This window comes from Bradyrhizobium sp., from assembly GCF_035273305.1.
In the GTDB taxonomy this organism is placed as follows: domain Bacteria; phylum Pseudomonadota; class Alphaproteobacteria; order Rhizobiales; family Xanthobacteraceae; genus Bradyrhizobium.
On sequence record NZ_DATEPI010000246.1, the window covers coordinates 1 to 14,113 of the forward strand.

The window sequence follows — 14,113 nt, forward strand, 5'->3', positions numbered from 1 at the left end:
TGCCGACATGGTCATCTTGACCGCGCCGATCGTGACCAAAATATCGAATGAGAATTGGGTCGATCCAGCCACGATCGCCGATGTCGGCATGGTCGAGACTGCGATCGCGGTGCGCGCAGGCGATGCCGCGGTCAGCGTCGCGGATGGCCCGGGGCTGCGTGCCGGGTTGCTGGCGGCCGACAGGATCTTCGTTCCCGATACCACGAATTCAACCGCAGGCATTCACGTGGCAAAGGTTCTGCAGCAGCTGGGAATCACTGACGACGTGGCGGCACGTCTCGAAATATACCCGAACGGCGCGACCGCGATGCGGCACCTCGCCGAAACCGATGCGTTGCGGCCAATCGGCTGCACGCAAGCCACCGAAATCATCAGTACGCCCGGCGTAAAACTATCGGGTTCGCTGCCGAGCGGCTACGGGCTCGCGACGACGTACACCTCGGCCGTGACCACCGGCGCGGCCAGTCCCAAGCAGGCGCGGGTGCTGATCGGCTTGCTGACGGCGGCCGATCAGCGCGAGCTAAGAGTGCGCGCGGGCTTCCTTTAAGCCCAGCACCCGGGCGGAGGAAAGCCTTCGAGGTCGTAGACGCGCCTGAAAAGCCCGCCTAAACTCATGCCAAACGCCGGGCCATAGAAATCGGCGCAGCAAAAACGCGCAAGCTCGAACAAAAGCAATCCCAGGGAGGAAATCATGAAGCCATTTTCGCGGATTCACCGCATCGCCGCGCTGTTGTCAGCCGTCGCCGTCACCACGTTGGCGGGGCCAGCCTCAGCGGAGGATACTTTCAAGCTGGGCATCGTCACATTCCTGTCCGGGCCCGCCGCCGACAGCTTCGGCATCCCGGCACGGAACGGCGGCCAATTTGTCATCGACCAGCTGAACAAAGGTGCCGCGCCCGCCCCCTACGACAAGGTCGGGTTTGGCGGCATGAAGATCGAGCCGGTCGTCATCGACGAGAATGGCGGCGCGACCAAGCAGGTGCAGGAACTGCGTAACCTGTATGAGCGCGACAATGTCGACGTCGTGCTCGGTTACATCAGCTCGGGCGACTGCCTCGCGGTGGCTCCGATCGCTGAAGAGCTCAAGAAGATGCTGGTGCTGATGGATTGCGGCACGCCGCGCATCTTCGAGGAAGCGAAGTACAACTACGTATTCCGTACCGCCGCGCACGCTACGATGGATAATGTCGGGCTCATCCGGTACATGAAGGCAAAGAACGTCAAGATGGACACGCTGTCCGCCATCAACCAGGACTACGCCTGGGGGCAGGATAGCAAGGCCGATTTCCTCGCCGCGGCCGGACAGCTTTATCCGAACGCCAAACTGCAGACGGACCTGATGCCGAAGTTCGGCGCCGGCCAGTATGGCACCGAGATTTCCGCGCTGGTCAGCGCGGGCTCCGATGTCGTCTATTCCAGCCTGTGGGGCGGCGATCTGCAGGCATTCATTTTGCAGGCGGTGCCCCGTGGCCTGCCGAAACGCAGCCAGCTCGTGCTCAGCGCCGCCGATCACGTCCTGCCGCCCCTCGGCGACAAGATGCCGGACGGCGTGATCATTGGTGCGCGTGGCGCCTACGGCCTGATGTCGCAGAAATCGCCGATCAACGACTGGTTCTTCAAGGGATATGAAGCGGCCAACGGCATCTATCCGGTCCAGGCTGCCTACCGCATCTCGCAATCAATCCTCGGGTTGAAGGCCGCGGTCGAAAAGGCCATGGCCAAGAACGGAGGCAAGAAGCCTTCGACCGACGAACTGATCGCGGCGATGACCGGTCTGGAATGGCAGTCGCCCGGCGGCCTTATCCAGATGAAGCTCGCGGATGGTCACCAGGCCATTCAGCCAATCGCCTTCAGCCGAACCAAGTACAATCCGGACGCAAGGCGGGTCGATCTGGTCGATATCCAGTACTTCGCGGCCGAATGCGTCAATCCGCCGGCCGGTGTGAAATCGCTGGATTGGATCAAGGGTGGCATGCAGGGCGCCAAATGCAATTGAACGACGCCCGCCTGTGAAGCATACGGTGATAGCGGCGTGAGCGAGGCTCGCGCCGCTGATTCCGGCTTCCATGAAAAAGAATTCCGGACGCACAAAACGGTTGAGTCGCTAGCTTACTCGATCACCATCGTGAACCAACGCCATGAACTTTTTTCTGACGATCATCCTCGATGGCCTGATTCAGGCTTCATGGCTCTTCGTCGTCGCGTTGGGGCTGACGCTGGTTTTCGGGGTGCTGAAAATCCTCAACATCGCCCATGGCAGCTTCTACGCCCTCGGGGCCTATATTGCGGCAACCACGGTCACCATGATTGCCGCCCACAACCTGCCGCCGAGCTTCGGCTTTATTGCGATGCTGTTAGCCGTCGCGCTGATCGCATCGGCGGTCGGCATTTTGCTCGAACGTGGCCTGTTAAAACTGTTTTATGGCCGCGACGAAGTGGTGCTGCTGCTGGTGACCTATGCGGTCTTTCTCATTCTGGAAGACGTCACAAAGCTGATCTGGGGCGTCAATCCGATCTATGCGACCCAACCTTACGAACTGTTCGGCAATGTCGAATTCGCCGGTCTCTATTATGTCGGCTACGACCTGATGCTGATCCCGCTGTCGGCGGCGATTGGGTTAATGGTGTGGTTCGGCCTCAACCGAACCATCACGGGCAAGATCGTGCTCGCCGTCATCCACAATCAGGAAATGAGCGTCAGCATGGGAGTGAGGGTGAACCGGGTCTATGCCGTGGCCTTCGGATTCGGCGTGCTGCTGGCCGGCCTTGGCGGCGCGCTCACTGCGCCCAAGATTTCGATGCAGCCCGGCCTGAGTTCTGACGTCATTATACTGAGCTTCGCGATCGTGGTGATCGGAGGTCTCGGCAGCGTCGAGGGCGCAGCCGTTGGCGCGGTGCTGGTCGGACTTGCACGCGCAGCCTCGGTGCACCTGATGCCCCAAGCGGAGCTGTTCATGATCTATCTCATCATGGCGGCGGTGCTGATGTTTCGTCCCGAAGGGCTGTTCAAGCGCGAAACGGCGCGGCGAATCTGATGAAGCAACACCCTCACCTTCTCCTCATGATCCTGCTGGTTGCAGCGGCCGCTCTGTTCGGCCGCGTACTCCCGACATGGACGCTGTCGCTTGCCACCATCGCCGCTTCCAACGCGTTGATCGCGCTCGGCATCGTGATCCTGGCGCGCACCGGCAACGTGTCGTTCGGTCAAGGACTGTTCTATGCGGCGGGTGGCTATGGCGTCGCGCTGATCGCCAATGCCTGGGGCATCACCGACGCCGTTGCGCAGATGCTGATCGGCGCGATCTGTGGCGGTCTGCTCGGACTTGTGATCGGTCCATTCATTGCGCGCTACAGCGGCATTTTTTTCGGCATGCTCACCTTGGCGCTGTCGATGGTGCTGTATGGCGCTTTGGTCAAGACAACCGCGCTTGGCGGGTCCGACGGCTTCAACATCGGCCGGCCGACGCTGTTCGGCATCGTCTTCACCGACACGCGCGAAGCTGATTTCATGCTTTACGCAGTCTCGGTCATCACGACCGGCCTTGCAGGCATAGCAGCGAGGATCCTGTTCCGGTCCGAGCTTGGGCTCGCCAGCCTTGCCGTGAGAGAGAACAATCTGCGCGTCGAGTACCTTGGGATTTCTTCCAATTGGGTCATCACTATCAACTTCACGATCGCGGCGATTTTTGCCGGGGCCGCCGGCGCCTTCGCTTTGATGGCGCAACGCCACATCGACCCGCAATTCGCCTATTGGACGACATCAGGAGAATTCGTGTTCGTAGCAGTCCTCGCGGGATATCAAAGTGTCGCTGCGGTGTTTGTTGCCTCGCTGGCGCTTGAACTGGTCCGCTCGTTTTCAAACTTGTACCTGCCCAACACTTGGCAGCTCGTGCTTGGCATCTTCCTGTTGGCCGTCATTCTGTTCCTGCCGCGCGGGATCGGCTCGCTGTGGATTCGCCAGAGACGCAAACGCACATACAACCCGGCCCTCCCGCCGATTGCGGGACAAGCCCAACGCGAGGCTGCCCGGTGACGCCTGTCCTTTCCGTACGGGGCCTGGAAAAGCGGTTTGGCGCAGTAGTGGCAGCGGACGCCTTGAATCTCGATATCGCGGCCGGCAAAAAGGTCAGCCTTATCGGCGCGAACGGCGCCGGCAAAACGACCTTCGTCAATCTGGTCACCGGCTATCTGGAGCCCGATTCCGGTTCAATCGAGCTCGACGGACAGGACATCGCAAGCCGATCTCCAAGAAGCGTGGCCCGGCTAGGTATCTCACGGTCGTTTCAAATCCCGCAGTTGTTCGTTGAGCTCACCGCCGCTGAAAATCTATCTGTGGCGGTCTCGGGCGCCCGATCGCGCGGCCTGTCATTTCACTCCCCGGCAGAGGCGGATGGGCGTCGCCAGAAGACCATCGAATTGCTCGAGCGGTTTGGGCTGGACGGCCTGGCTGACCGCCCGATCGCCGAACTCGCCGGCGGCATACGCAAGCTGATCGACATTGCCATGGCGCTGGTTCGCCGGCCTAAATTGCTGCTGCTGGACGAGCCGACATCCGGCGTCTCGGCCGAGGAAAAATACGCGATGATGGATCGTGTCATTCACGCAGTCGCGCCCGATGCCGCGACCATCGTTTTCGTCGAACACGATATGGATATTGTGAGCCGCTATGCAGATCGCGTCGTTGCCTTCTACCAAGGCCGGATCCTGGCCGATGGCCTGCCATCCGAAGTCCTCAAGGATGTCGAGGTACGACGCTATGTTACCGGGGGCGCGCAATGAACGCTCCGCGTCCGCTGCTCGATATAGATCATCTCGTTGTCGAGATTCAGTCCATGCCGGCGTTGCGCGGCTTCTCCATGCGCGTGTCACAAGGCAGCATGGTGAGCCTGGTAGGCCGCAATGGCGCCGGCAAGACCACACTGATGCGTTCGATCATGGGGCATCTGAAGCCGAGCCGTGGCGCCGTCCATTTCGAGGGAGCCGATCTGGCGTCGCGCCCGCGCCATGCCCGCGCCGCCCTCGGGATCGGCTACATGCCGGAGGACCGCGGGTTGGTGCCTCAATTGACTGTTGAGGAAAATATCTTGCTGCCCCTGTGGGTGGGAAAACTTGATCGGAAGGCGCGGCTCGATTTTGTTTACGAGGCGATTGGAGAACTTGCCGAGATGCGCCATCGCAAGGCGCTGCAGCTAAGCGGTGGCCAACAGAAACTCGTCGCGCTGGGGCGCGCGCTCGCGATCGGCACAAAATGCCTGCTGCTGGACGAACCGTTCGAGGGAATCGCACCGGCGCTTTCCGAGCGGCTGTCGGAAGTACTCGCGTCGCTGAAGGGGAAGGATCTGACGTTTGTGATGTCGCAATCGGATATGAACCATTCCCACGGGCTGATCGACGCCGAGTTCACGATCGAACGCGGCGCCAATCTTCCAACAGGCAATGGGTTTCACGCGTCAGTGAGCGCTTAGTGCGCGAGCCTCTTTTCTCGTTTGCGCGTTTGTCGGTTGCGCGATAACGGAAGGGGCGACTTCCGGCGGGTTGCTATTCGCAAACTCGGCCTGAGCCGCCTCGGATATCCAGAGGGGAATGTCAGGCTGGGTTATCAGCAGTCCGATCACGAACGCAAGAAGCAGTCCTGGCAGCAGGAAGATCCCCATTCCCCATCGATGGTAGAGGTTCTTGACGGTTTCGCCTGATCTGTCCAACGAGCCATGCATGGATGCCTCCATCGTAGGTTCGCTGAATGCATTAGCTCAGCGCGCACGAGGCCCGTGTGACTTCCCTCACATTTGAAAATAAAGATTTGCGGTTCGCAGCCGGCAAGCTCTTGAAGCCCGTCATTGCGAGCGCAAGCGAAGCCATCCACTCACAACGTATCTTAGCAGCCGACTTCAGTTCACCTCGTCGCCGCCGGCTTCGGCCAGCGCCTCGAGCGGCTCGGCCTGAAGCACAACAATCGAGCCGTGTTCGAGGCGCACCCAGTTGCGCGTCGCCCACACGCGCAACTGCTTGTTGATGCTCTCGCGGGTCATGCCGACCATTTCGCTTATTTCCTGCTGGGTGATTGCGATCGACCGGCCTTGAGGCGTGAGCTTGTGTTTTTCGGTCAGACGAATGAGGGCACTCGCGAGCCGGCCCGGCAGGTTCTGGAGGATGACTTGCTCGACCTGATCGCTGGTCCAGCGAATTCGCGTGCAGAGCAGCTCGATAAATTTCATTGCCAACGCGGGGTGACTGCGCACGAAAGGCAGAAACTCGCGGCGGTCGATCACGAACAACTCGCAATCGGCATTGGCGGTGGCGTCAGCCGTCCGGTCCTGCCCGTCCAGCACCGCGATTTCGCCGAAAGTCTCTCCGGCGCCGATCAGATTCAGGATGGCGCTGCGGCCGCCTGCCGATGACACGCTAATCTTCACTGTGCCGCTGATCACAACCAAAAGGCTGTTGCCTGGATCGCCTTTGGAAAAGATCGTGGCTCCGCGCTTGAGCGTCGTGTGCTTGGCGTAGCGGCAGAGCTGGTCGAACGCATCAGCATCAAGATCGCAAAAGATCGGATGCTTGCGCACGATCGCCAGTTTGCTGCTCGAAATCGACCGAGCTTCACCTGATTTGTCCTGAGGAAGGCCGGTCACAACAACCCCTTAGCCCATTATCGCTCGACGGATCGCGCCGAACATGAGGCCGGACCGGAGCATAATCCGCCGCCCGCTCGATTCTATACCTCTCCAAACACGCAAAGCAAGAATGCCGGCACGGCTCCCCTGCCACAAGCAATCCCTCCGGCCGTACCGTCAGATTATCTGAGCGACGTATTCGGGCACAACATCAGCAGGCCGATATAAATCTGGCCATTGTACGCGAACACACTCACATGCAGATCATGCGTGTTGTCGACATTTTCGCTGACCTTGAGCACCATCGGCAATGGCGACTTGGATTTCAGATTGGCGGAAATGACCTCGGTGAGACGCTGGCGGATTGGCTCCGCTATGGCGCCGGAATCCCGGTCCCAGTTGGAAAACTCTTCCGGGTTCGGCAGAAAGTGTCTTGCGAACCTTCCAAACGCATACGATCCGTGCTGCCTTTCCAGATCCTGGAATTTGCGTGCTGTCGCAGCAATATTCTGCGGGCTGCAAAATTCATTCATCATCTGCTCAAATCGACCGCCATAAACCAATCCGGCCATTTTGTTACTCCATAAAAGCGGCGAAACGCGCCGTTACTGCACTTGGTTATTGGAAAACTTCGAGAGAGTTGCTTTAGCACGTTCAAGTTGAATAGTCATTTTCGACCTTGCGAACAGCTCGATCGCATCTGCGAGTTCGGTTTGCGCATCGGCGTTTCTTCCGCTGGCCGCCAGCAAACGCGCGAGCATCCCCTTTGCCATTCCCAGTAGCGGTCGCGTCTGAAGCCTGGTAGCGAGCTCAATTGCTTGCTCCAGCTTGTCGATCGCCTCTGGCGCGCCGGATTCACCCTGGAGGGACAAGTTGAATGCCTCGGCAAACAGCGCCAAGAATTCGATCGGCTGATAGCCTTTCTGCTTTGCCCCGGCCTGGCAGACGCGCGCAACTTCCAATCCTTCGGCAATATCTCCAAGTTGACCGTACGCCGAAGCGAGGTAAGCCGATGCCAACAGAATGCCGGTCTCCTGACCCAGCAATTGAGCTTCGGCCTTTGCTTCGAGCAAGGCATCTTTTGCTTCAACGGCGCGGCCCCGCTGCAAATAAATGTTTCCAAGCGCCGACAACACAAGCGGCAGAAACAGATGAACCTCGCTTTGGCGCGACAGGCGCGCGGCTCTATCGAGGGCTGTTTCAGCGCCGTTGAGATCACCGTGAATCATTTGCACCATGCCGCGGCTGTAACCCGCCGCGATGAGGTCGTAGGGCCGGCCGCTACTTGCCGCCAGTTCGCTTGCCTGCTGCGCGCTTTGGTCGGAATCGTCGTATTCGCCAATCGAAGCGCACACCACGGCTTTCATCATGTGACAGAGCACAAGAAGGCTCGAGGCCGTCGTACCGGGCGGGACATTCTCCGGAGACTGCGCGAGTCGCGCGATCGCCTTGCTCAAGACCAACTCTGCATCCCGATATCGGCCGCACACAAAAAAAGCTTGGCCGAGCCCGTACTCGACGAAGCCCAACCAGCTGTGGCCGCCCAGTTGCTCCGCTAACCCCAACGCGCGCTCGCCTGCAATGATGGCTTCATAGGGGGTCCCATAGAAATTGAGCGCTGCCGCCCTGATCGCGATCGATGCAAGCTGCCTTGACTCATCTCCGATCTGCTCGGAACGCATCTCCGCGTCGCGGCAAAGCCCGAGCCATTGCTCGATATTTCCAAGCGAAGCGAATGCGAGCCGCGCCTCGATGCGCAAATCGATCGCGCGCTGCTCGCGCGCTATTGAAGCCGGCTGCTTGTCGACAGCATCCATCGCAGTCCGATAATATTCCGTGGCATCCCGGAATGCCGATCTGGCGAACGCTTTTTTAGCCGCCATGGAGCCATAGCGGTCGGCCTTTTCCCAATTCTGCGATTTTACCGCGTGATGACAAAGCGCCTCCGCAAATTCCTCTTCACGACCCACCGAGCTTGCTTCCAACGCCGCTAAAATACGGCGATGCAGCTCCTCGCGCTGCGGTCGCAGGATCGAATCGTAGGCCACCTCGCGAATGAGATCGTGGGCAAATTCATATTCGGGCGCGGCGAGCCATCGCGCCTCGACGAGGAAATCCAGTATTTCCAGCGACCAAAGCCGGCTTTGCAACTGTGGCGCCGGCATCCCCGTCACCGCCGTGAGCAATGGCGGCGAAATTCGAGGTCCGGCCACCGATGCGAGCTGGAGAAGCGCCTTATCTTCTTTGGGCAGACGGTCAATTCGCGAGGCAATGACGCCTTGTACCGTCGGTGGAATTTCCAGAGCATCCCAGCGAGCGTTCGCGGGAAATCGGCCGAGATTGTCGTTGAGCGCGCCGCGGTTGATGAGTTGACGGGCAACCTCTTCGATAAAGAGTGGAATTTGCCCCGTATGTCGCAGGATGTGAGCCTTGAGCCCTTCCAGATTGCGTGCGGTGCCAAGGAGATCGTCGAGCAAACTGTTGGCTGCCGCCAGGTCGAGAGATCGTAGCCAGATCCGGCGAACGTCGAGCCGCGCCAGCCAGCCCGGCGTATCTTCGGTCCGCCACGTCAGCAGAATCAACAACGGGTGGCTTGCCGTAAGCGACATCAGCGCCTCGATGGCAGTCTCACTTTGGCTATCGATCCAGTGCAAGTCTTCCAGCAACAGGACGGTCGGACCCGAAATCGCGCGGCCGATCGCATCGCGCACCGCATCGGTGATCGCCCGCCGTCTCAGCAGCGGCTCCAGATCGCGCCAGCGCGGATCATCGATCGGCTGGTCGAGGACGGACGCGAGTGCCGCCGGCCAAAGATCGCGCTGCGCGGAAGCTTCGCTCCCGTGCTGGTCAGCTCGATCCGCCGGGGTGATCGATCCGATTTGGGGCGCGCTCTGAAGCAGCTTCTTGAGGAGCGCATATGGCACGGCCTGCTCCAGCGGACTGCCCTCGGCTTGCAGCGCCCCCCATTGCTTCTGCCGCAAAGTGCCGACAAACTCGTGCGCCATTCGGGATTTTCCGATCCCTGCCGTTCCCACCAGCGCGATGATCTGTCCGGAGGTGCCGATATCCTTCGCCGCTCGCTCAAGCAGCGCAATTTCTTCGACGCGCCCGACAAAGGAAGACAGCCCCTTGCTCGAACGCGCGTACCAACGGGTAGCTCCGCTGATCTCGGCGAGTTCATAGCAGGGGACGGCGGCGGAAAATCCCTCCAACCGTTTCGGAGGCAGCGGCTTGAAGGTGACCAGTCCTGCCGAGAGGCTTTGGCAAGATTCGGAGACAAGTATTTGTCCGGCCTGCGCGGCACTTTCGAGCCGCTTGACCAGATGGACCGCCGGACCGCCGGCTTCATAGATCGAGGAGAAATCCGCCTCGATCACGTGCGCAACGACATAGCCCGAATGAATGCCGATCCGAACCTGAAGCGCCGGATCGTTCAGCAGCTTGACGCGACGAACGAGTTCGACGGCCGCATGACAGGCCATCGCGGCATGATTGTCGTCGGCGTGCGGCGCGCCAAAAAGCGCGATCAAGCCGTCGCCGCCTTCCTTGCTTACAATTCCGCGGTTGCGGCGAACCGCGGTTCGCATGGCGATCAGCGCGGGCTCCAAACGTGAAATCGCCGCCTCGGGATCGAGTTCGGAAATTAGATCGGTCGAACGCTGCAGGTCCGCGCAAAGCACGGTCAGGTATTTGCGCTCACCAGCTATTCGCCCGCGCTCTGGCGCCAGGGGTTTCGCCGGATGCTCCGGGACGACCGCGCCACACGACGAGCAATATAAATCGCCTGCCTTCAAGCTTGAGAGACAGACCTGACAAACCACGCTCATTTCCTCCCATCGCGGCCGCCAGACTAGCGGAATATCATGGCCGAACAAGCGGTTGCGCCGTCACCCGCGCGGATTCAAGGACCACGGATGAAATAAAGGCTTGGTCGTAACTCGCGTCGATTAGAGGACAATTTTAGGCAACACCGAACGAACTGCCTGGCCGCTTCTGGAAGGTGAAGCGTCCGAGCCGATGTTCACTCCGCAGGTGGTGTTCACAAAATACGTGATCTATTCATTAGTGAGACCCATGTCCTTGATCACGCGCGCGTATTTAGCCAGCTGTTCGCGTGTCATCGCAGCCAGCTCCCGGGCAGAGCTGCCGCGCACCGCAAAACCGAGATTCTCAAGCTTGTTGCGGACCTCGGCATCGCCGACCGCCTTGAGAACCTCATAGTTAAGCCTCGCTATGATTTCCTTTGACGTGCCGCCTGGCGCCATGATCGTGAACCAGGAATTGAAGAAGAAGCCCGGCAACCCGGACTCTGAGACCGTGGGCACATCCGGGAATTGAGCGAGGCGCTTTTCGGTAGTCACTCCAATCAACCGGAGCTGACCGCCGCGCACCAGCGCGGCCACGGTGCCGAGGCCCTGGAAGCCGACCGGAATCTGTCCCGACGCGATGTCGGTCGCCGCCTGGGTTGCGCCCTTATAGGGCACATGGGTCAGCGATATCCCGGCGGCCGTCGCAAACATCGCCATTGCAAGATGCTGGGGGCTGCCCGGACCACCCGAGCTATAGTCGATCTTGGCGGGCGCAGCTTTTGCGGCTGCGATCAGTTCGCCTGCGGTCTTGAAAGGCGCCTTGTTGCTGACGACCAGCCCCCATTCCACCGTGGCGACCAATGACACCGGTTCGAAATCCCTGAGGATGTCCCAACGCATATTGGACTGCAGGTTAGGCACCATGGTCATGATGCTGTCGTTGAAGCCGCCGATCGTGTAGCCGTCGGGTTCTGCCTTTGCGACCTGTTCGGCTCCGATCAGTCCGGATGCGCCGGGCAGGTTCACGATGACGATTTGCTGGCCCATATTGTCGGCCATTTTCTGCGTCACAATTCGCGCCGCCACGTCGACGGCGCTCGCCGCCGCTAACGGCACGATCATCTTGATGGGTCGCGCGGGATAGGCCGTTTGAGCCAGCACACCCGAATTGACGAGCAAACCCAATGCCGGGAGCAGCGCACAAAGACGACGCATGACCGGTTTTTTCCTTTTCATCAGATCACGGTTCTGAATTGCCAGGCGAAGTCACGAGAATGATTGCGCTTTCCACCTCGGATTGGCAATGAGCTGATCCCCGCCTTAAAGTAATGGAAGAGCCGGATCGGGTAGCCGACCCGGCTTATCGTTGCCGCTGCGGATACAGTAATGCCCTTCCCTCCGGAAACAGCAAGCAAGCCTTCCAGGCGCGCCGGGCGATCGCCCACAGCCGGCGATCGCGAGCTTATTCCGCAGCTCAATCCAGCCATGGCGTGTGACACCGCTTTCCGGGTGATCGGCGCTCACTATCTTGCAGGGTTATCGGCAAATCACGACCCCACATGCAATGGCAACCCTGAAGGCTTGCACCGGATGCGCGTCGCGCTGACGCACTTGCGCACGGCGATCTTGTTTTTTTCGCCGATGGTGGCGGACGACGAGCGTACGAAGATACGCCATGAGCTGAAGTGGCTGAATGCCCGGCTCGGCGCGGTCCGCGACATCGACGTCGCGATCGAGAGGCTCGCAAAAGCGAACGAAGCGCCGTGCCACGCAATACCGGATCATCGAGCCTGGAATGCGAAGGCAGCGGATGCCCATCAGCATCTGGCGCAGGTGCTGCGTTCGGCCAGGTATCATCGCCTGATCAAGAACACGTCTGACTGGATCGAGAATGGCAGATGGTCGATTGACGGCGGAAAGCGTGCAAAGCAGAGAGCCGTTCCCGTCACCGAATACGGTGCGTGCAAACTGGCGCGATGGCAGAAAAAGCTCCTGAAGAAAAGCCGCAAGCTTCGGAAGATGAGTCCGGAGAAACGACACAGGCTGCGTCTTCTGAACAAGAAGCTGACTTATTCGATCGGCTTTTTCGCCGACCTGTTTGGCGACAAAAAGCTCTCGAGGGTGCAGCGAGGGCTGAAGCATTTACGCAAAGCGCAGCGATCTCTCGGGCAATTGAACGATGATGCGAATGCCCGTTCGGTTGCGGAAGAGCTGAAAACCGATGGTGCCCATGCTGCTGTGCATTTTCTCAAGCCGAAGCGTAAGAAGCGCTTGCTGCGACGTGCCGCCGCCTCTTATCGGAAGCTGGCCAAGCTCAAGACCTGAACCTCAACGTGGCACCACGGCGGTTGCCTCGATTTCGACCCGCGCCGCCTCTTCGACAAGCCGCACGACCTGAACCAGCGCCATCGCTGGATAATGCGCGCCGAAAACTTCGCGATAGATCTGCCCCAGAGTCTTGAGGTTCGCGAGATATTCTTCCATGTCGACGACATACCAGGTGAGACGCACGAGATGCTCCGGCCGGGCCCCGCCCTCCGCCAGGATGGCCAAAATATTGCGCAGCGTTTGACGGACCTGCGCGACAAAGCCGGCGGCCAAATGACCCTGAGAATCCCAGCCAATCACGCCGCCGGTCACCACCAGACGGCCCTCTGCGGCCATGCCGTTGGCGTATCCCTTTGGCGCCGGCCAACCGCTCGGTTGCAATATTTGCGGTGCCGCGGCCGAAGCCTCGCTCGCTGCCGCGGGCAACACTGCAAGCGTGGGCGCTGTTGGCTTGCTCACTAACCGTTCTCCATGTTTTTTAGGTCGATACATTCTGTGGCGATGCTTCCGCGCCCGCTTCCGCCATCTGCCTCAAGGCAAATCGCTTCAGCTTGCCGGTCTCTGTCTTGGGAAGTTGCGCGACGAATTCGATCGCGCGCGGATATTTGTAAGGCGCGATCTCGCGCTTGACGTGCTCCTGCAATGCCGTCACCAGCGCGCCATCGGCTGCGGCATCGGCTGCAAGAACGATGTAAGCCTTGACGATCATCCCGCGCGCGTCGTCAGGCGCACCCACCACCGCGCATTCGGCGACGGCCGGATGGGTCAGCAGCGCCGTTTCGACATCTGGCCCTGCAATGTTGTAGCCAGCCGAAACAATCATGTCGTCGGAACGCGACTGGTACCAGAAGTAGCCGTCGCCATCCATGACATAGGTATCGCCGGTGATGTTCCACCCGTGCTGCACGTATTTGCGCTGCCGATCGTCCGCCAAATACCGGCATCCCGTTGGACCGCGCACCGCCAGCCGCCCCATCGTGCCGGGTGGCAAGTCATGACCTTCGTCGTCGACGATCCTGGCTTCGTAACCCGGCACGGGTTTGCCGGTGGCGCCGGGGCGTATTTCGTCCTCGGTCGCACTGATGAAGATGTGGAGCAGTTCGGTCGATCCAATGCCATCCATCAGCTTGATTCCGGTCGCCTTGAACCACGCATCGAACGTCGGCTTCGGCAGCGTCTCGCCTGCGGAAACGCATTTTCGCAGCGAGGAAATATCGTGTTGCGCGAGCTTTGCGAGCATGGCGCGGTAGGCTGTCGGCGCGGTGAAGCAAACGGTTGCCCTGTAATGTTCGATCGCCGCCAGCAGATCATCTGGCCCGGCCTTTTCGAGCACGACAAAGGAGGCACCGATATGCATCGGAAACA

At 60.0% G+C, this 14,113-nt stretch carries 14 protein-coding genes; 7 read left to right on the forward strand and 7 right to left on the reverse strand.

All coding sequences use genetic code 11. The features are described from left to right. From VJV58_RS16630 to VJV58_RS16655, 6 genes are all read left to right on the forward strand, one after another. A partial coding sequence (locus tag VJV58_RS16630; protein WP_324138458.1) for a molybdate ABC transporter substrate-binding protein occupies positions 1–547 on the forward strand: 547 nt, incomplete at its 5' end. 144 nt (positions 548–691) lie between these two features. Next, entirely contained in the window at positions 692–1,996 is a 1,305-nt protein-coding gene (locus tag VJV58_RS16635; RefSeq protein WP_324138459.1) for an ABC transporter substrate-binding protein, read from the forward strand. A 142-nt stretch (positions 1,997–2,138) separates the two neighbouring features. After that, positions 2,139–3,035: a branched-chain amino acid ABC transporter permease gene (locus tag VJV58_RS16640; protein WP_324138460.1), complete on the forward strand. Its 897-nt coding sequence runs from the start codon at positions 2,139–2,141 to the stop codon at positions 3,033–3,035. Next, positions 3,035–4,033: a branched-chain amino acid ABC transporter permease gene (locus tag VJV58_RS16645; protein ID WP_324138461.1), complete on the forward strand. Its 999-nt coding sequence runs from the start codon at positions 3,035–3,037 to the stop codon at positions 4,031–4,033. The genes VJV58_RS16640 and VJV58_RS16645 overlap by 1 nt, the downstream gene beginning before the upstream one ends. Further along, positions 4,030–4,779 carry an ABC transporter ATP-binding protein gene (locus VJV58_RS16650; protein ID WP_324138462.1) on the forward strand — a complete coding sequence of 250 codons (750 nt, stop codon included), beginning with the start codon at positions 4,030–4,032 and terminating at the stop codon, positions 4,777–4,779. The genes VJV58_RS16645 and VJV58_RS16650 overlap by 4 nt, the downstream gene beginning before the upstream one ends. Further along, positions 4,776–5,465, forward strand: a complete 690-nt coding sequence (locus VJV58_RS16655; RefSeq protein ID WP_324138463.1) for an ATP-binding cassette domain-containing protein — start codon at positions 4,776–4,778, stop codon at positions 5,463–5,465. Before VJV58_RS16650 ends, VJV58_RS16655 begins: the two co-directional genes overlap by 4 nt. Here the strand turns inward: VJV58_RS16655 and VJV58_RS16660 are convergent. The 5 genes from VJV58_RS16660 to VJV58_RS16680 all read right to left on the reverse strand — a co-directional run bounded on the left by VJV58_RS16660 (position 5,451) and on the right by VJV58_RS16680 (position 11,635). Next, positions 5,451–5,714, reverse strand: coding sequence for a hypothetical protein (locus VJV58_RS16660; protein ID WP_324138464.1), 264 nt, complete (start codon positions 5,712–5,714; stop codon positions 5,451–5,453). The two genes, VJV58_RS16655 and VJV58_RS16660, sit on opposite strands and share 15 nt — an antisense overlap. 174 nt (positions 5,715–5,888) lie before the next feature. Then, a complete protein-coding gene (locus tag VJV58_RS16665; protein WP_324138465.1) occupies positions 5,889–6,629 on the reverse strand; it encodes a Crp/Fnr family transcriptional regulator in 741 nt (246 codons plus the stop codon). Positions 6,630–6,793: 164 nt separating this feature from the next. Continuing rightward, entirely contained in the window at positions 6,794–7,183 is a 390-nt protein-coding gene (locus tag VJV58_RS16670; protein ID WP_324138466.1) for a hypothetical protein, read from the reverse strand. Between the two features lie 33 nt (positions 7,184–7,216). Beyond that, on the reverse strand, positions 7,217–10,438 hold the full coding sequence (locus tag VJV58_RS16675) for an ATP-binding protein (RefSeq protein ID WP_324138467.1): 3,222 nt from the start codon (positions 10,436–10,438) through the stop codon (positions 7,217–7,219). A 228-nt stretch (positions 10,439–10,666) separates the two neighbouring features. Next, positions 10,667–11,635, reverse strand: a complete 969-nt coding sequence (locus tag VJV58_RS16680) for a tripartite tricarboxylate transporter substrate binding protein (RefSeq protein WP_324138468.1) — start codon at positions 11,633–11,635, stop codon at positions 10,667–10,669. Between the two features lie 171 nt (positions 11,636–11,806). Here VJV58_RS16680 and VJV58_RS16685 point away from each other — a divergent pair, with 171 nt between their 5' ends. After that, the gene (locus VJV58_RS16685) at positions 11,807–12,745 is read left to right on the forward strand and encodes a CHAD domain-containing protein (protein ID WP_324138469.1); all 939 of its coding nucleotides are present in this window, start codon (positions 11,807–11,809) and stop codon (positions 12,743–12,745) included. A gap of 3 nt (positions 12,746–12,748) precedes the next feature. Here VJV58_RS16685 and VJV58_RS16690 read toward each other — a convergent pair whose 3' ends face one another. Together VJV58_RS16690 and VJV58_RS16695 are read right to left on the reverse strand one after the other, a co-directional pair. Beyond that, positions 12,749–13,207 carry a RidA family protein gene (locus VJV58_RS16690; protein WP_324138470.1) on the reverse strand — a complete coding sequence of 153 codons (459 nt, stop codon included), beginning with the start codon at positions 13,205–13,207 and terminating at the stop codon, positions 12,749–12,751. A gap of 19 nt (positions 13,208–13,226) precedes the next feature. Next, a partial coding sequence (locus VJV58_RS16695) for an AMP-binding protein (protein WP_324138471.1) occupies positions 13,227–14,113 on the reverse strand: 887 nt, incomplete at its 5' end.